The sequence below is a fragment of the Nitrobacter sp. NHB1 genome (genome assembly GCF_036964665.1).
In the GTDB taxonomy this organism is placed as follows: Bacteria; Pseudomonadota; Alphaproteobacteria; order Rhizobiales; family Xanthobacteraceae; genus Nitrobacter.
Window position 1 is genome coordinate 2,842,552 of the sequence record NZ_JBAMDA010000001.1, and the last position, 20,411, is coordinate 2,862,962.

Consider the following 20,411-nt stretch of genomic DNA (forward strand, 5'->3'; position numbering starts at 1 on the left):
GTGCCGATCAGCCTTGCGGCGCGGCGGCGCGGCGCAGCCGGTCGTTGATGGCTTCCCCGAGTCCGTCGTCGGGAACCGGCATCACCGCGATGGTCTGCGCGCCGCTGGCGTCGAGGGCGCGAAGATAGCCGAAAAGATTGGTCGCGGCCTCCTTGAGATCGCCGCGCTCGGACAGATTCATCACGGCGGCCGCGGTGTCGATGCCCGCCGGATCGACTGGGCCGAAGGCCAGCAGCGCCTCGCCGCACCTAAGGCTGGCGGCATTGAGCCGCACCCTGGCGCGCGGCGCGTAGTGTGAGGCCAGCATCCCCGACGCCAGCGGTTGTCCATCGGCCGCGCCGGGATCGGGCGGCGCCAGAGTGCTGCCGAGCACGCGCTCGATGTCGGCGCGCGGAATTCCGCCGGGACGCAGCAATGTCGGCCGGTCGAAACAGCCGACGATGGTGGATTCGACCCCGACCTCGACCGGTCCGCCATCGACGATGAGGTCGATCCGCCCCGCGAGATCGCTCTGCACATGCGCCGCTGTCGTCGGCGAGACATGGCCGGACAGGTTGGCGGACGGCGCGACGACCGCGCCGCCGAATCCGCGCAGGATATCGCGCGCCACCGGGTGGGCGGGAACCCGCAGCGCGATCGTGCCGAGGCCCGCGGTGGCAAGATCGGCCACCGAGCAGCGTGGGGCCTTCGGCAGCACCAGCGTCAGCGGGCCTGGCCAGAGTGCGCTGGCGAGCGCGAGGGCCGTTGCATCGAACCGGGCGATCCGTTGCGCGGCGGCGAGATCGCCGACATGGGCGATCAGCGGATTGAATGCGGGCCTGCCCTTGGCCTGGTAAAGTCGCGCGACGGCTTCCGCATTGGCGGCGTCGGCGCCGAGCCCGTAGACCGTCTCGGTGGGGAACGCGACCAGCCCGCCGTCGCGGAGCACCCGCGCGGCTGCCGCCGTCGCGGCCTCGCCGGCCGGTCGAATCTGCGTTGTCAGGTCCACGGCCATGGGAATCTCGGCTCTCGATTCAGCTTCTTGCGGTGCGCGAAACCCAAGGCTATAAGCCGCGTCTTGTCGGAGTGTGGCTCAGCCCGGTAGAGCACTGCGTTCGGGACGCAGGGGTCGCAGGTTCGAATCCTGCCACTCCGACCATTATTTCGCCACTCCGACCGTTATTTCAATGACTTATAATTTCGATGCATCGGCCGCGCAACGCCGCGCGCGACGAATTGACCTGTCACGCGTATTTGGGCGGTATGCTAGGCGCTAGTGCTCGTATACGGGTCGGATCGCCGGTCGAGGCGGACGCGAATGCATTCCCGGTTTTAAGACCTCGATATGCGTGGACTCCGGCCTTTCGATGCGGTCGCATCCGAAGCGTTGACCGAAGCTGGAGCGTGACCGCGGGTTGGGTCAAACGCGATCATATAATGAAGAATTCGGGATCATATAAGAAGAATTTTGGTTCGATGAAGGATATTGAAATTGTACTTACTACGTGTAACGAGTCAAACATCATCAACGCTCTGGAAAACGGCAAATCGACAGTCTGCCGATCATGGCCGAGGGGAGGCAACTGAATGAGCCGAGAGCTGACACTGCAGAACAGGATGGACGCAGAAGCGGGGCCGGATCCGCTTCGCCAGGCAGTGAAGGAAGCCGTGGCTGCGCTTGCGCAGGCTGCGATCGATATTTCCGATCTGACGTGCCGCGGCGCCTTGGCCGGGATCACCGGAGAGGCACAAGGACGCAACAGCGACGGGGATGTTCAGAAGGATCTCGATGTTCGCGCCGATCAAATCATCCGCGACGCTCTCAGTGCCCTGCCGATCGCCGTGCTTGCCTCGGAGGAAATGGCGGGACTGGACATTCTGAATCCGGGCGCGCCGATCAGCGTTGCGTTCGATCCGCTGGATGGCTCGTCGAACATCAACACGAACATGTCGGTGGGCACGATTTTTTCAATCATGCCCACGCCGCCCGATGCCAGCGCCGCCTTTACCCAGGCCGGCAGCGCGCAGCTTGCGGCTGGTTTCGTTGTCTACGGCCCACAAACCTCTCTCGTCCTTACCCTCGGGCAGGGTGTCGATATCTTTACGCTCGATCGCGTCGAGAGGGTGTTCAAGCTCACGGGATCGATGATGCAGATCCCGGCGGATGCAAGCGAGTTCGCGGCCAACACCTCGAACAGGAGGCACTGGGATTTACCGGTTCGCGCCTATATCGATGAATGCCTCATGGGAGCCGATGGACCGGGCGGCAAGGATTTCAACATGCGCTGGATCGGCTCGCTGGTCGCGGAGGCTTTCCGCATTCTCATTCGCGGCGGCATCTTCCTCTATCCCGGTGATGCTCGGGATGGCTACGAAGAAGGGCGCCTGCGCCTGGTCTACGAGGCGCATCCGATGGCATTCATCATCGAGCAAGCGGGCGGTGGCGCCTCCACCGGACGAAAACGAATTCTCGATATCGTGCCCCACAGCCTCCATCAGCGAGTTCCACTGATCATGGGTTCGATCAAGAACGTCCAGCGGCTTGAACACATGCACACGGTCCCCGACGTCGCTTTGGAAGCAAATGCGCCGTTGTTCGGGTATCGCGGCCTGTTTCGCGTTTGAATTGAAGGGCTGTCGCAATCGTGTCCAGGAAGCATCCAATCATTTCAATCACGGGTTCGTCGGGCGCAGGCACGACATCCGTCAAGCGGACTTTCGAGCAGATTTTCCGCCGCGAGAATGTCGTCGCCGCCTATATCGAAGGAGACGCGTTCCACCGTTACAATCGTGTCGAAATGCGCACCCAAATGGCCGAGGAATCGGATCGGGGCAACAAGCATTTCAGTCACTTCAGTCCCGACACCAATTTGTTCGCCGAACTGGAGACTGTGTTCCGGAGCTATAGCGAAACCGGAACCGGCAACACGCGTTACTATATCCACGACGATGTGGAATCCGCGAAGCACGGGGTCCCACCCGGGACGTTCACCGACTGGCGGCCGCTGCCCGAGAACTCGGACCTGTTATTTTACGAAGGTCTGCACGGGGCGGTCGTGACCGACAAGGTGAATGTCGCCCAATATGCGGATCTCAAGATCGGCGTTGTTCCCGTAATCAATCTCGAATGGATCCAGAAGCTGCATCGGGATCGCAGCGCGCGGGGCTATTCCACCGAGGCGGTTACCGACACCATCCTTCGGAGGATGCCGGATTACGTCAACTATATCTGTCCTCAGTTCGCCGAGACGGACATCAACTTCCAGCGCGTGCCGACGGTGGATACGTCAAATCCGTTCATCGCCCGGTGGATACCCACGCCCGACGAATCGATGGTCGTGATCCGTCTCAAGAACCCGCGCGGCATCGACTTCCCGTACCTGCTGTCGATGATCCCGAACAGCTTCATGTCGCGCGCGAACTCGATTGTCATTCACGGGTCCAAGCTGGATCTCGCGATGCAGTTGATTCTGACGCCGCTGATCCTTCAGCTCATCGAGCGGAAGAAGCGGGCATGAGTGAACCGATCGCATTTCAGCAAGCGGCAACCTCGGCCGCGTCGAAACGGGGCGTGACTAAAAATATGATCGCGCTCAGCGCGACTTCTTATCAGGGCAGCCAAATGGGGAGGGAACCGACATGGCGCGCATAACTCTAAGACAGTTGCTGGATCATGCCGCAGAGCACGGCTACGGCGTACCGGCGTTCAACATCAACAATATGGAGCAGGGGCTTGCCATCATGGAGGCGGCGGCCGCCGTCGACGCTCCGGTCATCCTCCAGGCCTCGCGTGGCGCGCGTTCCTACGCCAACGACATCATGCTGGCGAAAATGATCGATGCGCTGGAGCAGATGTATCCGCACATTCCGCTGTGCATGCATCAGGATCACGGCAACGAGGAAGCGACTTGCGCCACCGCGATCAAGTTCGGCTTCACCTCGGTGATGATGGACGGCTCGCTCAAGGCCGACGCCAAGACCGCCGCGGACTACGATTACAACGTCGATATCACCCGCCGCGTCGTCGACATGGCGCACTGGGTCGGCGCTTCGGTGGAAGGCGAACTGGGCGTGCTCGGCTCGCTCGAACACGGCGGCGGCGAGCAGGAGGACGGGCATGGCGTCGAAGGCCCGGTCAGCCACGATCAATTGCTGACCGATCCGGATCAGGCCGTCGATTTCGTCCGCGCGACCAAGGTCGACGCCCTGGCGATCGCGATGGGCACTTCGCACGGCGCCTACAAGTTCTCGCGCAAGCCGGACGGCGACATTCTCGCCATGAAAGTGGTCGAGGAGATTCACCGCCGCCTTCCCAATACCCATCTGGTGATGCACGGCTCGTCCTCGGTGCCGCAGCATCTGCAGGATGAATTCAATAAGTTCGGCGGCGAGATGCCGCAGACCTGGGGCGTGCCGGTCGAGGAGATCGTTCGCGGCATCAAGCATGGCGTTCGCAAGGTCAACATCGACACCGACTGCCGCCTGGCGATGACGGCGGTGTTTCGGAAAGTTGCGACCAGCAACAGTAGCGAATTCGATCCACGCAAGTTCCTGAAACCGGCGATGGATGCGATGCGCGACCTTTGCCGCGAGCGCTTCGAACAGTTCGGCACCGCCGGAAATGCCGCAAAGATCAGGGTGATCCCGTTGTCCGAAATGGCCAAGCTTTATCGCGCCGGCAAACTTGATCCGCGTATCGGTGAAACGGCCGTTGCGGCGGAGTGAATTTGATTCGAACCGCACGTCCCGAGGGCCCGCGTTACACCTCGTGACATGATTCCATCCGGTTAAAACTGGGACGATTCATCCTCCCGATCGTCCAGCCCCGGATGTACTGCTCCGTCGTCTCGAATGGCGACGGAGCTTTTCTCCCCGAGCGGCGGTGCGATGAATAGCCGGCTGCTCGGCGACGCCGCGCATTCCCGTTTCGGCGAAGACAACTCGAAAAAATCATCGGCGACAGTGTGGATGCGCTCATTCGGTGTGCGCTGCCGGTGAACGGATCGCGCGGGCATTTTCGTGCCGCCCGCCACGCCGTTGATCGGCTTTTCCGTCGGGCATCCGAACCGCACGGCGTCGGTCGCTGCCCTCGAAAGCCGCGTCCCATGCCTGCCATAACGCCCGGCATGGCGATTCAATCAAACCTCATCCTGCTTTATCGATCGCCACTGCGGGAACCGGAGCAGGGGCGCGGGATGGTCTCTGAGAACGAGATGCTCCGTAAGAACGAGACCGCCGCCCTTGAAATGGGGGACGCATCCCGTGACAATGAATGACCGGAGAATGTCATGACCATTCGGGAAAAAAGCCGCTACCGCGAGGTTTACGCCCGCGCGCTCAACGACCCCGAGGGGTTCTGGGCCGATGCCGCGGGCGACATCGACTGGATCGAGCCGGCAAAAAAGACCTTCGATCCCGCGATGGGGCTTTATGGCCGCTGGTTCGCCGGCGCGGTGGTCAATACCTGCTACAATGCGCTGGACCGCCATGTCGCCGCCGGCCGAGCCGATCAGGTCGCGCTGATCCATGATTCGCCGCTGGCCAATCCGGGCGGACCGAGCGTCATTACCACCTTCACCTACGCCGAACTGCTCAAGGAAGTGCAGACGCTCGCCGCCGTGATGCAGGATTTCGGCGTCGCCAAGGGCGACCGCGTCGTTCTTTACATGCCGATGGTGCCCGAGGCGGTCGTGGCGATGCTGGCCTGCGCGCGGATCGGCGCGGTGCACTCCGTGGTGTTCGGCGGCTTTGCGGCCAAGGAGCTTGCGACCCGGATCGACGACGCCAAGCCGAAGCTGATCTTTTCGGCGAGTTGCGGCCTGGAGCCGGGCCGCATCGTGCAGTACAAGCCGCTGCTCGACGAGGCGCTGAAACTGGCCACCGCAAGGCCCGGCGCGTGCATCATCCTGCAACGGCCGCAGCAGCGCTGCGACCTGATCGCGGGCCGCGATCACGACTGGGCGGCGCTGCGCGATACCGCGATGGCGGCGAAGAAATCCGCGCCTTGCGTGCCGGTGCTCGCCACCGATCCGCTCTACATTCTCTACACCTCCGGCACCACCGGGGTGCCGAAAGGGGTGGTGCGCGACAATGGCGGCCATCTGGTCGCGCTGAAATGGTCGATGTTCAATCTCTACGGCGTCAAGCCCGGCGAGATCTGGTGGTGCGGCTCCGATATCGGCTGGGTGGTCGGTCACAGCTACATCGTCTACGGGCCGCTGATTCACGGCACCACCACGATCATGTACGAGGGCAAGCCGATCGGTACCCCGGATGCAGGCGCGTTCTGGCGTGTCATCTCGCAGCACAGGGCGGTGGCGTTCTTCACCGCGCCGACCGCGTTCCGCGCCATCAAGAAAGAGGATCCGGAGGGCGCCTTCATCCGCAAATATGATCTGTCCGAATTCCGCACGCTGTTTTTGGCCGGCGAGCGCGCCGATCCGCCGACGGTGGAATGGGCAGAGCAGCAGTTGAAGGTGCCGGTGATTGATCACTGGTGGCAGACCGAAACCGGCTGGGGCATCGTCGGCAACCCGGTCGGGCTCGGGCAACTGCCGGTCAAGCACGGCTCGCCCACGGTGGCGATGCCGGGCTATCAGGTCGATGTCGTCGATGAAGCGGCGAAGCCACTGCCGGCCGGTACCATGGGCTCCATCGTCATCAAGCTGCCGCTGCCGCCGGGCTGCCTGCCGACCTTGTGGCAGCAGGACGAACGCTGCAAGGAAGCCTATTTCAACGAGTTCCCCGGCTACTACAAAACCTCCGACGCCGGCTACAAGGACAAGGACGGTTACATCTTCGTCATGGGCCGCACCGACGACATCATCAACGTCGCCGGTCACAGGCTGTCCACCGGCGGCATGGAGGAGATTCTCGCCTCGCATCCCGATGTCGCCGAATGCGCGGTGCTCGGCATCAGGGACACCATCAAGGGCGAGGTGCCGTGCGGTCTCTTGGTGCTCAAGGCCGGCGTGACGCGCGATCCCGCCGAGATCGAGAAGGAGGTCGTGGCGCTGGTGCGCGAAAAGCTCGGTCCGGTCGCGGCATTCAAGTTGGCGATCACGGTGAACAGGCTGCCGAAGACGCGCTCCGGAAAGATCCTGCGCGGCACCATCAAGAAGATCGCGGATGGCGATCAATGGACCATGCCCGCGACCATCGAGGATCCGAAGGTGCTCGACGAGATTCAGGGCACGCTGAAAAAAAGGATGTAGCAACGCGACCCTGGGCTGGCATTGTTTCCTCCTTCCGGGGCGCGCGAAGCGCGAACCCGGAATCCATGGCCGGTTCATCAGGACTTACAATCCCCGCAATTGGGTTCGAACAGTCGCCAGGCTACGGCGATCCGGGAACAATCATGCGACCGAAGACATTCTTGCATCTCGCGGCTCTCGTCCTGACCGCGCTGTCGCTCGAAGGCTGCGCCAATCTGGAGCGGCACAATCCGAGCGCGGTATCGCAGACCGATGACGACGCCTATTGCCAGGCGCATGGCGGCCCGCAGGGCTCCGCGGCCTATACCGCCTGCCGCAAGGACCGTGACGTCGCCGCCACCCGATCGGACCGGATGGAGCGCACCCACCGCGATCTCGCCGAGCGGATGCTGAACGGGCAGTAGACTCCGCGAAAGCTCGCGCCAGCGACGAGCAAGCGCTCACGCGTTGTTTGAGATTGAACAGGCGCAAGGCGCCACCCGAATTACCAGCGTCATCCCCGCGCAGGCGGGGACGCATAACCCTGTCGCGCGTGACGTGATGAAGCGGTTTACGGGCAACCGTGACGACGCTCCGACCGTAATGGCAAGGACACGGCGTATGGGTCCCCGCCTGCGCGGGGACGACGCCGATGGCGCGGCGAGCGACAGCTCGCGCCGGGATGACGGCACGATGCAGGCGAGGGACGCTACGTCACTCGTCGTCCTCGGCTTTCTTGCCGCCGATGGTTTTCAGCTTGGCGAACACGGCGTCGACGTTGAGATCGTCGCGCTGTTTTTCCGTCGGCTCGAATTCGGCGTCCTTGCGCGTGGTCTCGGACGCCGGCAGCAGGGTGGCGCCGCCATATTGCTGATCGGTTGGCTTTTCCTTGGCCGCGCGCTGCACCTCGAAGTCGAGTTCGATCTGCGAGCAGAGGCCGAGCGTCACCGGGTCCATCGGCGTCAGGGTCGAGGCGTTCCAGTGGGTGCGGTCGCGGACCGCGGCAATCGTGGTCTTGGTGGTGCCGACCAGACGCATGATCTGCGCGTCCTTCAACTCCGGGTGGTTGCGAACCAGCCATAGGATCGCGCTCGGCCGCTCGTGGCGGCGCGACACCGGGGTGTAGCGCGGACCCTTCTTCTTGGCGGCGGGCGGCAGCACCACCCGGCTCTCGCTGAGCCTGAGGCGGTAGTCCTGGTCCTTCTCGCCCTTCTCGATCTCGTCGCGGGTGAGCTGGCCGGTCGAGATCGGGTCCATGCCCTTGATGCCCTGGGCGGCGTCGCCGTCGGCGATCGCGCGGACCTCCAGAGGGTGCATTTTGGTGAAATCGGCGACCTGATCGAACGACAGGGCGGTATTTTCGACGAGCCACACGGCAGTCGCCTTTGGCATCAGCGGTGCATTGCTCATGGCAAATCTCCTTTGCGCTCCGCCAACCCCTCAGGGACAAAGCTTGTTGGTTATCGACGATGACGGGAATTGGGGTCTATATAAGCCGGCCGGGGCCGGCCGCGCAATGGTTTGCTCCTGTCCGGTCCATGGCTTAACGGAACAGCCTTGACAGCGCCTGAAAGCCGTCCAAAGTCGTTACCCATATTGGCCGTTTCCGCCCCGCCAGCGTGGGGTGATTCGGTCCCCCCGGATCACCTCATGAATGCCACCATGAATGCCAAACCGAAGCTTAAAATCGTGCTTTGTTCGCCCCGTGGCTTTTGCGCCGGGGTGGTCAGGGCGATCGATACCGTGGAACGGGCGCTGACGCTGTACGGCGCGCCGGTCTATGTGCGCCACGAGATCGTCCATAACCGCTATGTGGTCGACAGCCTGCGTGCGAAGGGGGCGATTTTCGTCGAGGAACTGGCGGAAATCCCCGATGACACCAAGGCGCCGGTGGTGTTCTCCGCCCATGGCGTGCCGAAATCGGTGCCGGCCGACGCGCAGAAGCGCAATTTCTTTTCGCTGGATGCGACCTGCCCGCTGGTGACCAAGGTTCACCGCGAGGCGGCGATCCATTTCAAGCGCGGGCGGGAGATCCTGCTGATCGGCCATTCCCATCACCCGGAAGTCGTCGGCACGGTCGGGCAATTGCCGGCAGGCGCGGTGACGCTGATCGAGACCGCCGAAGATGCCGCGACATTCACGCCGAAGAATCCCGAAAACCTCGCTTTCGTGACCCAGACGACGCTGTCGATCGACGACACCGCCGAGATCGTTGCGATGCTGAAACAGCGGTTCCCGAACATTTCCGGCCCGCACAAGGAGGACATCTGCTACGCCACCACCAACCGCCAACTCGCGGTCAAGAAAGTGGCGCCGGTGGTGGATGCGCTGATCGTGGTCGGCGCACCGAACTCGTCGAACTCGCAGCGGCTGCGCGAGGTCGCCGAGCGCGAGGGCTGCAGGGTGTCGGTGCTGGCGCAGCGCGCCGCCGATCTCGACTGGAGCATCTTCGAGGGCATCAGGAGCCTCGGCATCACCGCAGGCGCCTCGGCGCCGGAAGTGATCGTCGAGGAAATCATGGGTGCGTTCGCGGCGCGCTATGACCTCGATGTCGAGACGGTCTCGGCTGCGGAAGAGAACGAGTTCTTCCCGCTGCCGCGCTCGCTGCGGCCCGATGCGGCCTGAACAAAATGGCGGTCTATACCGACGTCGCCGCCGAGGAACTCGCGGACTTCCTGAAGGCCTACGACATCGGCGAACTGCTGTCCTACAAGGGCATCGCCGAAGGCGTCGAGAATTCCAACTATCTGTTGCACACCACCGCCGGATCATTTTTCCTGACGCTATATGAAAAGCGCGTCGCGGTTGACGATCTGCCGTTCTTTCTCGGCCTGATGGGCCATCTGGCTATGCATGGCATCGTGTGTCCGCAGCCGGTTAAGGCCCGCAGCGGCGAAACCCTCGGTTACCTCGCAGGGCGACCAGCCGCCATCATCGATTTCCTTGAGGGCGTGTGGCCGCGCAAGCCGAACGTCACCCACTGCGCCGCTGCCGGCGAAGCGCTGGCGAAACTGCATCTCGCCGGCCGCGATTTCCCCATGCGGCGCGCCAACGCGCTTTCGGTGTCCAGTTGGCGGCCGCTGTTCGAACAGGCCGCGCCTTGCGTCGATACCGTGCAGCATGGGTTGCACGATTTTCTCAAGGCCGAACTCGACTACCTCGAACGGCGCTGGCCGGACAATCTGCCGGCCGGCATCGTCCACGCCGACCTGTTTCCGGATAACGTTTTATTTCTCGGCGACAGGCTGTCGGGGCTGATCGATTTCTATTTCGCGTGCAATGATTTTTTTTCTTACGACGTCGCGATCTGCCTCAACGCCTGGTGTTTCGAGCCGGATCATTCCTTCAACGTCACCAAGGCGCGTGCGTTGCTCGGCGCCTACAATCGCGAGCGCGCGCTGTCGGGAGCCGAACAGGCGGCGTTGCCGCTCTTGGCGCGCGGCGCCGCGCTGAGGTTCCTGCTAACGCGGCTGGTCGATTTTCTCAACGTGCCCGCCGGCGCGCTGGTGAAGCCGAAGGACCCGCTCGAATACGTCCGCAAGCTTCGCTTCCAGCAAAGCGTCGGCAACATCCGCGAGTACGGCGTCGCCGCGTCGGGGCTGCTCGTGTGAATTCACCCGCGCTGCCGCATGTCACGATTTTCACCGACGGCGCCTGCTCGGGCAATCCGGGGCCTGGAGGCTGGGGCGCGATCTTGCGGTTCGGCGAGATCGAGAAGGAATTGAAAGGCGGCGAACCGCACACCACCAACAACCGGATGGAGTTGCTGGCGGCGATCTCCGCGCTGGAGGCCTTGAAGAAAGCGGCGTCGGTCGATCTCACCACCGACAGCCAGTACGTGCGGCAAGGCATTACGAGCTGGATTCACAACTGGAAGCGCAACGGCTGGCGCACCGCCGACAAAAAGCCGGTGAAGAACGCGGACCTGTGGCAGCGGCTCGACGACGCGCTGAAGCCTCATGACGTGCGCTGGCACTGGATCAAGGGCCACGCCGGCCATGACGAGAACGAGCGCGCCGATCAACTCGCGCGTGAAGGCGTCGCGATGGCGAAGTTGAAGTGATTGCGATATCGTTCGTGATTGCGAGGAGCGCAGCGACGAAGCAATCCAGCTTTCCATGCGGTATTCTGGATTGCTTCGCTTCGCTCGCAATGACGGTAGGCGATGCTTACTTTCGGCTCAAAGCTGTCCGAGCAGCGTGTCGCCGCCGGAGACCTCGACCTTGCCGGGCGAGTCCTCGAGGTTCAGCTTCTTCACCACGCCGTCCTCGACTAGCATGGAATAGCGCTTGGAGCGGATGCCGAGGCCCTTCTCAGAGCCATCGAACTCCATGCCGATCGCTTTTGCGAAGTCGGCGTTGCCGTCGGCAAGGAACACCGCTTCGTTGCGCTGGTCGGTGTCGCGTTTCCAGGCGTTCAGGACGAAAACGTCGTTGACCGAGACGATGGCGATATCGTCGACGCCCTTGTCCTTGATGCCACGGGCGCTGAGAAAAATGCTCGGCAGATGCTGCTTGTGGCAGGTGCCGGTGTAGGCGCCGGGCACCGCGAACAACGCCACCTTCCTGCCTTTGAAGATATCGCCGGTGGTTTTGGTCTGAACGCCGTCTTCCGTCATGATGCGGAATGTCGCGTCGGGCAGGCGGTCGCCAACTTTGATGGTCATGGTCAAATCTCCTTGAAATGTCGGTGTGTCCAAACCGGGCAGGCGTCCGGCACGATACTCGGTGAATTCAAAACGGCAACAGGCCGTTCACCGTTCCGTCATCAACCCGCGAAACCGCCGCCATCGAGAAAGGCCTGTTCTTCCGCGCTCGTCGTGCGGTTGAGCATTCGATTGCGATGCGGAAAGCGGTCGAACCGGCGAATGATGTCGGCATGGACTTCCGCGAATTTGAGGTTGTCGGGCCGTCCACGGCTGCGAAAAAGCGCAACGCAGCGCTCCTGGTCAGCAAGCCGTTCGGAATGCATGAAAGGCACATAGAGGAATTCGATGAGGTCCGGCTCGATGCGCATGTCGGCGCCGCGGGCGATGGCGCGATCGGCGACGGCGCAAGCGTTGTCGTCGGTCGAAAAGCTGCGGGCATCGCCACGGAACATGTTGCGCGGAAACTGGTCGAGCACGATGATGAGCGCCAGCGCGCCGTCGTCGGTCTCCTCCCATCCGGCGAGTTCGCCCGCACGGGCCGCTTCCCAAAGCCCTAGAAAGCGGCGGCGCACCTCGGCGTCGAATGTGTCGTCCTTGATGTACCATTTGCTCTGGCCGGCAGCGCGCCAGAAGGCGAGGACGTCGCCGGGAGTGGGGATGGAAGCGGGCGGATTATCGGAGTTCATCACACATACTTTCTGTCGTCGCCCCTGCGCACGCGGGGACCCATAACCCCTGTGGTCAATCGAGATGGAAAGAGTCGACGTCATCGACCGAAATCGGAGTCCGCGTATGAGTCCCAGCGCGCGCGTTCAAAGATCGCACTTGGCCGGGACGACTTCATCCTCAAATGCTACTCACGCCGCCGCTTTTTTCTCGTCGCGCAGTTCGCGGCGAAGGATCTTGCCGACATTGGTTTTCGGCAGGGAGTCGCGGAATTCGATCTGTCTGGGCACCTTGTAGCCGGTCAGTTGCGTATGCGCGAACTTGATAATGTCCGCGCGCGTGAGGGTCGGGTCCTTTCTGACCACGAAAGCCTTCACCGCCTCGCCCGACCTCTTGTCCTTAACGCCGATCACCGCGCATTCCAGCACGCCCGGATGGCTCGCGATCACGTCCTCGATCTCGTTCGGATAGACATTGAAGCCGGAGACCAGGATCATGTCCTTCTTGCGGTCGACGATCCTGGTGTAGCCGTCGGCCGACATCACGCCGATGTCGCCGGTGCGGAAGAATCCGTCCGCCGTCATCACCTTCGCGGTCTCGTCCGGCCGGTTCCAGTAGCCCGGCATCACCTGCGGACCCTTGGCGCAGACTTCGCCCGTCTCGCCGAGCGGCACCTCGCAGCCCGCATCGTCGCGGATGGAAATGTATGTCGACGGCACGGGAAGCCCGATCGAGCCGGAGAATTTGTCGCTGTCGGCGGGATTGCAGGTCAGCGTCGGCGAGGTTTCCGAAAGACCATAGCCTTCCAGCAACGGGCACCCCGTCATTTTCAGCCACTTCTCCGCCACCGCCTTCTGGACCGCCATGCCGCCGCCGACCGAGGCCTTGAGTTTCGAGAAGTCGACCTTGTCGAAACCGCGCGCATTGAGAAGGGCGTTATACAGCGTGTTCACCGCCGGGAAGCAGTTGACCTGATACTTCATCAGCTCCTTGACGAGGCCAGGCATATCGCGCGGGTTCGGGATCAGCAGATTGACGCCGCCCGCGCGCATCGCCAGCATGAAGCACGCCGTCAGCGCGAAGACGTGATAGAGCGGCAGTGCGCAGACGATGAAGAGCTGATCGACTACCGGCGGCTTCTTCAGCGCCGGCTGCAGCCAGGCGTCGTTTTGCAGCATGTTGGCCAGAATATTGCGATGAAGCAACGTCGCGCCCTTCGACACGCCGGTGGTGCCGCCGGTATATTGCAGGAAGGCGACGTCGTCGGGCGCGAGGTCCGGCCTGGCAAGGGTCATGCCGCGCCCGGCCGCGAGGGCGTCGTTGAACTTGACCGCGCCCGGAATCGACGACGGCGGCACCATCTTCCTGACATGGCGAACCACGAAATTGACGATCAAGCCCTTGAAGCCGAGCAGGTCGCCCATGCTGCCGACGATGACGTGCCGGACGGCGGTTTTGCCGATTACCTGCTGCACCGTCTGTGCGAAGTTCTCCAGCACGATGATCGCTTCCGCGCCGCAATCCGTGAGCTGGTGCTCAAGCTCGTGCGGCGTGTAGAGCGGATTGACGTTGACCACGGCATAGCCGGCGCGCAGCACGGCCACCGTCGAGACCGGATATTGCAGCACGTTCGGCATCATCAGCGCGACGCGCGCGCCCTTTTTCAGTCCCCGGCCTTGCAGCCAGGCGCCGAGCGCAAGCGACATCTCGTCGAGCTCGCGATAGGTGACCGCCTTGTCCATGCAGATGAAGGCCTTGCGATCGCGGAATTTGGCGAAGCTCTCTTCAAGCAACGCGACCAGCGAGGCGTACTGTGACGCGTCGATGTCGGTGGGCACGCCTGCGGGATATTGCTTGAGCCAGATGCGATCCATGTGACTCCCCGGGGTCATCCCGTCGTTCAAGGGGGGATTGTCCTGTGCAGGGAGTATTGAGCAAGGCGGTTGTCCAAGGCAAGCAGCTGTGCGGTAACGACGCATCAACGCCGCTGCGGCCTTGAGCGCGACCTGTCCCGGCGGCCGCCCAGATGGGTGGCGTCCGGTCGCCGGAGCGCCTGGTGCCGGCGCTCTACGGCTTGGGTTTGTCCTTGGCGTTTTTGGCCGGTTTCTTCCTGGCGGACGAACCGGCGGCGGCAGCCGGCTGGGCATCGGCCCGCTTGGCGTCGGCGCCCTTCTTGCCGGCAGCGCGCTTGTTGTTGGCCGCAGGCTTCGCCGCCTTGGGGTTGATCGTCACCGAAACCCGGTGTTTCGATTTCGGGTCGGCGCTGGCTTCGGCTTTGGGCGCGGCTTTGCCGTTGCGCTTGCTGTGGGCGGTCTTGCTGCGCTTCTTGGCTTTTGGCGGAGCGTCGCGTGCGGCATCGGCTTCTGCGGCGGCGGCGATGGCGGCGCCGGTTCGTGTCGGGCCGGTATAGACGACAACGGGCTCCGAGGGCGCCGGCGCCGCCGCGATCATGTCCATCGGCCGCAGCGCAGGCGGTTGCACGCCGGTTGCGAAGAACGACATCACGGCGGCGCCGGTCGTCCTCGTGTTGGCGGCCACATCGTCGTCCTCGTCGCTGGCAGGATGCTTGCGCTTCGGCCCGCACATTTCATCGCGCAGATTGGGAGGTGCGGCCGCGATCGGCGCCAGCTTGTCGACCGTGCCGAGCGCCGGACGCAGCCACGACAGCGTGTTGTTGGCGAAGCCGCGCTCCAGCATCTGTGCGACGCGCACCGCGCGCATCGTGCCGGACGACGCGCCGAGCACCACCGCGATCAGGCGTTTGCCGTTTTGCGTGGCCGAGCCGACGAGATTGTAGCCGGACGCGCAGATGAAGCCGGTTTTGAAGCCGTCGGCGCCGGGAAAACGCCCGATCAGCTTGTTGAAGTTGTGCGTCACCCTGCGGCCATAGCGAATCGAGGGGATGTGCATGAAATATTCGTACTCGGGAAGATCGTGAATGATCGCGCGTGCGAGGATGGCGAGATCGCGCGCCGAGGTGATCTGGCCGTCGGCCGGCAACCCGTTCGGATTGACGTAGCTCGTCTGCGTCATGCCGAGCCGTTGCGCGGTCGCGTTCATTTCGGTCAGAAAATTGTCGACCGAGCCGCCACCGACGCCTTCGGCTAGGACGTAGGCCATGTCGTTCGCCGATTTCACCAGCATCATCTTCAGCGCGTTGTCGACGGTCACCTGCGTGCCCGGCCGGAAGCCCATCTTCGAAGGCGCCTGCGCGGCTGCGGTCGGCGATACCGTGAACAGCGTGTCGAGCGTGATGCGTCCCTGCTTGACCGCCGTCAGCGTGACGTAAGCGGTCATCATCTTGGTGAGCGAGGCCGGATACCAGGGATAGGTGGCGTTCTCGGCCTCAAGCACCTTGCCGGTATCGGCCTCGATCAGGAGATGTGCTTCGGTGGCGTGAGCCGCACGCAACGGCGCGATCGCAACGATCAATCCGGCCGCGAGGACCATCCAGACCAGCAAGGATTTCCGAAACAGGGCGATGGGTTTGCGAAGCGGGACGATGAAAGAATGCACGGTCGTTCCGGTCCTTTGAGACCCGCCTTTGGCAAGGAGGCCTGCTTTTCGGGTTTCAAGCGTGTCCGGCGCCGTCGGTCGCGGCGGCTCCAACCTATACCGGCTTGGCAATCCAGAACAGTGGTCCGCAGCCTAATTCCCCGACGAAAGGGGCTGAATTTCGACGGTCGTCGCGGTTTGGGTCATGAATTGCGCTTTCGCAAGCTGGGCGAAATGGCCGCCGCGCGCCAGCAGTTCGTTAAAGGTTCCGTTTTCGATCACGCGCCCGTTCTCGAAAACCAGAATGCGGGTGGCGTTGCGAATGGTGGACAGCCGGTGTGCGATGACGAATGTCGTGCGCCCTTTCATCACCTCGTCGAGCGCGGCATTGACCTTGGCCTCGGTCACGGCGTCGAGTGCGCTGGTGGCCTCGTCGAGGATCAGGATCGGCGGATCCTTCAACAGCGCGCGAGCGATCGACAGCCGTTGCCGCTCGCCGCCGGACAGCATGCGTCCGCGCTCGCCGGCATGGGTGTCGAACTTTCTGTCGGCGCGTTCGATGAAGTCCAGCGCCTGGGCGCGTTCGGCCGCGAGCCGCATCTCCTCCTCGGAGGCATCGGGCTTGCCGACGCGCAGGTTCTCCGCGATCGAGCGGTCGAACAGCAGCGCCTCCTGAAACACCACGCCGATGTTTCGCCGCAGCGAAGTCAGCGTCAGGCCACGGATGTCCATGCCGTCGATCCTGATGATGCCGGACTGCGGATCGAACGCGCGATGCAGCAGTGCGACGGCGGTGGACTTGCCTGCGCCGGTCGGGCCGACCAGCGCAACGGTCTGGCCGGGCAAGGCGACGAACGACAGATCCTCCACCGCGGGCCGCTTGCCGTCATAGGAAAACGACACGTCATGGAATTCGACGAGACCCTGCAATCGCCCGGCATCAATGGCGTCGGGGCGGTCACGCACCGCCGGAACGGCATCGAGGACGTTGAAGAACTCCTTGAGCCGCGGCGCTTCCATGAAAACGCTGTTGATGAAGGAGACGACCTGCTCGAGCCTCTGGATCAGCATGGTGGCGAAGCTCACGAACATCACGATCTCGCCGACCGACGTCATCCCCCGCCGGTTCAGCGTGATGCCGACGGCGAAGATCGCCAGAATGGTGATGGTGGTCGAGGCGCGCGTCGTCACGGTGACGACGGCCCACCACGACAGCACCGGCATCTGCGCCGCCAGCAGCTTGTCGACGACGAACCTCAGGCCCTGAACCTCGGCATCGACGCGCACGAAGCTCTGCACCAGCGCGACGTTGCCGAGCGCGTCGGAGGCGCGCGCGGAGAGATCGCTGAAATGCGCCTCCACCTCGTTCTGCTTGTCGGAGGTCTTGCGAACGACCAGCGTCGTCAGCATCGTGAACACGATGCAGAGCGCGAACAAAAGGATCGCCAGCCGCCAGTTGATGGCGAGCGACAGCGGCAGCAGCACCACGAGCGACATCATCGCCGCGAAATGCTCGCGGAAGAATCCGAGCCACAGCCGCCACAGGGCGTCGGTGCCCTGCAGCATCACCTTCATCAGCCGGCCCGAATGGGTGCCGGCATGGTAGGTGAGCGGCAACTGCATGATGTGCTCGAAATAGCCCGTCAGCACCGCCTGGCGCTGGCGATGCGAAAGACGGTCGGCCTGCAACGCCACGATCACGCCGCACAGGATCGTGAACAGGCCGAAGGCCACCCAAACCGCGAGCAGCGGCCACGGCGACGTCGACGTCATCCCGAAAGGACCCGCGGCGGGATTGCCGGAGAGGACGTCGACGATGCGGCCGAACAGCACCGGTTCGGCGAACTGCCCGCCGGCCAGCAGCAGATTGGCGCCCGCCAGGATCCAGCCAAGCCGCGCTTCCTTGCCGAGCAGTTCAAGAACGCGCGTATAAAGGCGGAGCATCGGCATCGGAAAACGCTCTTGCCGTTTTCATTCGGCCTGTGTGACCTTGCGGTCGCCGGCCGGCGGCAGAAAACTGTCGTCGAAAATATCCGCGACCGTCGGGCGTTTGCGGAATTTGAAATCTTCGGCGATCTGGTCGAGCGACGTCTCGAACCGGACCGGGTCGATATCCCCGATGCCGCTGTGCCTGACCTCGCCGGTCAGAATGTTGTCGCTCAGGACCGCGCGCAGGCGCTCCAGCTCGACAGCGCGCGATCCGTTATCCATCTGAGCCAGCACATCGTCGACGGCCTGCTCGGGCTCCTTGATGGTGAGGCGCAGACCGGCAATCACCGCGCGCACAAACGCCTTGACGGCTTCCGGCTTGTCGGCGGCGAAATCCGGGTTGACGATCAGAACCTTGCCGTAGGCGGCGCAGCCGTAGTCGGCAAATCGCAGCACGGTGAGATCGTCGGCCGGAATACCGCGATCGCGCAGGTCGATCGCAGACAGGTACGACAGGCCAGATATGGCATCGAGCTGGCCCGCCGACAGCATCGGTTCGCGAACGGCGGGACCGATTGGCTGCAGCTTCACGGTCTTGAGCTGCAATCCGTTTTTTCGGGCGAGCGCGGGCCACAGCCTGATGGACAGGTCGCCGTCGGTGACGCCGACCGTCTTGCCCTCGATGTCGGCAAGCGTGTTGATACCCCGGTTCTTGCGCGCAATGAAGGCATAGGCCGCCTTGTCGAACAGCACGAATACAGCTTTGACAGGCGGCGCGCCCGGCTCGTCGCGAAAGCGGATCAGGGCATTGAGGTCGACGAGCGCCAGTTCGCTCGTGCCGACCGCGACGCGCGCAATGGCGTCCGTCGTGTCAGACGCGACCATCGTCGTGACGTTCAGGCCCTCCGCGCGGAACAGCCCCCGGGTCGATGCCAGCACTAGGGGGGCCACGGCAGCATCGATCGGGCGATCGAGCGAAAACTCGATCTGGGTCGGCGCGGCGGCATCGGCCCGGCTGTCCGCGAGGCCAAGGCCTGCAACGCCGACTGTGCCTAGTAGCACAAGCAAGGCAAACCAGAGACGACGCATCGAACGTGCTTGCATGGGATCTTGCGGCGATTGAGCGGGTTGCGGGAGTTCGTGCGAACGCGCGCGGGTTCCATAGGACGGATGCACTCTAGCAGAGGTAATCTGAATGCGCGATGACCGCCACGATTTGCCGCGGATTGTTCAGATTACATTTTGAAGCCCGGAACCCGACGTGAAACCGTCGGTTATCTCCAGAACGGCCTGAAACGGCCCGGAAACATCATAGAGGTATTTCAGATGTTGACGCGCAGGAACTTCCAATCGTCGACCGGCCGGAGCGTCATTTTGGCAACGGTTGCGGCGATGGCTCTGACGGCGGCCGGCCCCTCTTTCGCCCGATCGTCTGCGCCGGCGGCCAAAACGATCTCGGACGGCAGCGGCGTCACGGATTTCAGCGCGGCACGCCGGCATCATGCGGCGCGCCGACATCATCATCGTCGCCGTCATCATCGCGGCGGTGGCGATGCTGCGGCAGCCGCCGCGTTCGCCGGGATCATCGGCACCGTCGGTGCGATTGCAGCATCCCAGGCTCGTCGCGACGCCTATTATGACTATGGTCCGGGATACTATGCTCCGCCGCCTCGCTACTACTACGGCGGGCCCCGCTATCCATATGGCGGCGGTTATTACGCCCCTTACTGAGGGTCTTTCCGTTCAGGCCAAGAGCGGCCGGCGTCGCGTTTTTGACCGCCGGCCGTTAACCCGCCGGCCACCGACGTGGTTGCCATGAGTGTTTCGTTCTCCGCTGAAATTCTCACCTCAGCCATGGACAAATCCACCGCGCAATGGTTGATCGCGCCATGCTGAGACGGACCTACGACTGGTGCATCGCCGCCGCCGACAAGCCCTACGCGCTATGGATTCTGGCAGCGATCGCTTTCGCGGAAAGCTCGTTCTTTCCGGTGCCGCCCGACATCATGCTGCTGCCGATGGCGCTGGCGCGGCCGAAACGCGCCTGGCTGTTTGCGGCGCTCTGCACGGTCGCCTCGGTCGCCGGCGGCGTGCTCGGCTATGCGATCGGGGCGCTGCTCTACGACTCGCTGGGCCAGTGGCTCATTCATCTCTACGGACTCGGTGGCAAGGTCGAGGCGTTTCGCGAGTCGTACGCGCAATGGGGGGCCTGGATCATCATCGGGAAGGGGCTGACGCCGATCCCCTACAAGCTCGTCACCATCACGTCCGGCTTCGCCGGATATGATATCTGGCTGTTTATCTTGTGCTCGATCATCGCCCGGGGCGGCCGCTTCTTTATCGTCGCAATTGTGCTCAATCGCTATGGCGACGTCATCCGGCAGGAGATCGAGAAGCGGCTCGGTCTGTGGGTGGCGTTCGGCGCCGCCATTATCGTCCTCGGATTCGTGATCGCGTTCCGCCTGATCTAGTGGTCCGATTCTGGCAATTGCATTCCGTTG

Annotated in this window: 18 protein-coding genes and 1 tRNA gene; 11 read left to right on the top strand and 8 right to left on the bottom strand. The window is 63.2% G+C overall.

The window, feature by feature from the left end:
* Positions 1–7: 7 nt before the first annotated feature.
* Entirely contained in the window at positions 8–994 is a 987-nt protein-coding gene (locus V4R08_RS13235) for an L-threonylcarbamoyladenylate synthase (RefSeq protein ID WP_335579775.1), read from the bottom strand.
* A gap of 67 nt (positions 995–1,061) precedes the next feature.
* On the opposite strand from V4R08_RS13235, the gene V4R08_RS13240 reads away from it, so the two are divergent.
* The 6 genes from V4R08_RS13240 (at position 1,062) to V4R08_RS13265 (ending at position 7,597) form a co-directional block, all read left to right on the top strand.
* Positions 1,062–1,138 (top strand) — tRNA-Pro (locus V4R08_RS13240).
* 428 nt (positions 1,139–1,566) lie between these two features.
* Positions 1,567–2,604 (top strand): class 1 fructose-bisphosphatase, encoded by a 1,038-nt coding sequence (locus V4R08_RS13245; protein ID WP_335579776.1) that lies wholly within the window; start codon positions 1,567–1,569, stop codon positions 2,602–2,604.
* Between the two features lie 20 nt (positions 2,605–2,624).
* Complete coding sequence (locus V4R08_RS13250; protein ID WP_335579777.1) at positions 2,625–3,497, top strand: phosphoribulokinase; 873 nt, start codon at positions 2,625–2,627, stop codon at positions 3,495–3,497.
* 121 nt (positions 3,498–3,618) lie between these two features.
* Entirely contained in the window at positions 3,619–4,704 is a 1,086-nt protein-coding gene (gene fba, locus V4R08_RS13255; protein WP_335579778.1) for a class II fructose-bisphosphate aldolase, read from the top strand.
* 563 nt (positions 4,705–5,267) lie between these two features.
* Positions 5,268–7,193: a propionyl-CoA synthetase gene (locus V4R08_RS13260; RefSeq protein WP_335579779.1), complete on the top strand. Its 1,926-nt coding sequence runs from the start codon at positions 5,268–5,270 to the stop codon at positions 7,191–7,193.
* Between the two features lie 143 nt (positions 7,194–7,336).
* Positions 7,337–7,597, top strand: a complete 261-nt coding sequence (locus tag V4R08_RS13265) for a hypothetical protein (protein ID WP_335579780.1) — start codon at positions 7,337–7,339, stop codon at positions 7,595–7,597.
* A 289-nt stretch (positions 7,598–7,886) separates the two neighbouring features.
* On the opposite strand, the gene V4R08_RS13270 is transcribed toward V4R08_RS13265, so the two are convergent.
* Positions 7,887–8,582, bottom strand: a complete 696-nt coding sequence (locus tag V4R08_RS13270; RefSeq protein WP_335579781.1) for a DUF1013 domain-containing protein — start codon at positions 8,580–8,582, stop codon at positions 7,887–7,889.
* A 252-nt stretch (positions 8,583–8,834) separates the two neighbouring features.
* Here V4R08_RS13270 and ispH point away from each other — a divergent pair, with 252 nt between their 5' ends.
* Genes ispH through rnhA form a run of 3 tightly spaced genes read left to right on the top strand, consistent with a single transcriptional unit; the run spans position 8,835 to position 11,235 of the window.
* Positions 8,835–9,797: a 4-hydroxy-3-methylbut-2-enyl diphosphate reductase gene (ispH, locus tag V4R08_RS13275; RefSeq protein ID WP_335580287.1), complete on the top strand. Its 963-nt coding sequence runs from the start codon at positions 8,835–8,837 to the stop codon at positions 9,795–9,797.
* Between the two features lie 5 nt (positions 9,798–9,802).
* Entirely contained in the window at positions 9,803–10,783 is a 981-nt protein-coding gene (locus V4R08_RS13280; RefSeq protein ID WP_335579782.1) for a homoserine kinase, read from the top strand.
* Complete coding sequence (rnhA, locus tag V4R08_RS13285; RefSeq protein ID WP_335579783.1) at positions 10,780–11,235, top strand: ribonuclease HI; 456 nt, start codon at positions 10,780–10,782, stop codon at positions 11,233–11,235. The genes V4R08_RS13280 and rnhA overlap by 4 nt, the downstream gene beginning before the upstream one ends.
* A 117-nt stretch (positions 11,236–11,352) precedes the next feature.
* Here the strand turns inward: rnhA and V4R08_RS13290 are convergent, their stop codons facing one another.
* The 6 genes from V4R08_RS13290 to V4R08_RS13315 form a co-directional block, all read right to left on the bottom strand.
* Positions 11,353–11,838 carry a peroxiredoxin gene (locus V4R08_RS13290; protein ID WP_335579784.1) on the bottom strand — a complete coding sequence of 162 codons (486 nt, stop codon included), beginning with the start codon at positions 11,836–11,838 and terminating at the stop codon, positions 11,353–11,355.
* A 101-nt stretch (positions 11,839–11,939) separates the two neighbouring features.
* Complete coding sequence (locus tag V4R08_RS13295) at positions 11,940–12,506, bottom strand: DUF924 family protein (protein WP_335579785.1); 567 nt, start codon at positions 12,504–12,506, stop codon at positions 11,940–11,942.
* 171 nt (positions 12,507–12,677) lie between these two features.
* Positions 12,678–14,360, bottom strand: coding sequence for a long-chain fatty acid--CoA ligase (locus V4R08_RS13300; protein WP_335579786.1), 1,683 nt, complete (start codon positions 14,358–14,360; stop codon positions 12,678–12,680).
* 193 nt (positions 14,361–14,553) lie between these two features.
* Positions 14,554–15,936, bottom strand: a complete 1,383-nt coding sequence (locus V4R08_RS13305) for a serine hydrolase (RefSeq protein WP_335580288.1) — start codon at positions 15,934–15,936, stop codon at positions 14,554–14,556.
* A 198-nt stretch (positions 15,937–16,134) separates the two neighbouring features.
* The gene (locus V4R08_RS13310; RefSeq protein WP_335579787.1) at positions 16,135–17,931 is read right to left on the bottom strand and encodes a glucan ABC transporter ATP-binding protein/ permease; all 1,797 of its coding nucleotides are present in this window, start codon (positions 17,929–17,931) and stop codon (positions 16,135–16,137) included.
* Between the two features lie 21 nt (positions 17,932–17,952).
* Entirely contained in the window at positions 17,953–19,014 is a 1,062-nt protein-coding gene (locus V4R08_RS13315; protein WP_335579788.1) for an ABC transporter substrate-binding protein, read from the bottom strand.
* A 222-nt stretch (positions 19,015–19,236) separates the two neighbouring features.
* Here V4R08_RS13315 and V4R08_RS13320 point away from each other — a divergent pair, with 222 nt between their 5' ends.
* Both V4R08_RS13320 and V4R08_RS13325 read left to right on the top strand, forming a co-directional pair.
* Entirely contained in the window at positions 19,237–19,641 is a 405-nt protein-coding gene (locus tag V4R08_RS13320; RefSeq protein WP_335579789.1) for a hypothetical protein, read from the top strand.
* Positions 19,642–19,799: 158 nt separating this feature from the next.
* Positions 19,800–20,381 (top strand): YqaA family protein, encoded by a 582-nt coding sequence (locus tag V4R08_RS13325; protein WP_335579790.1) that lies wholly within the window; start codon positions 19,800–19,802, stop codon positions 20,379–20,381.
* Positions 20,382–20,411: the final 30 nt, after the last annotated feature.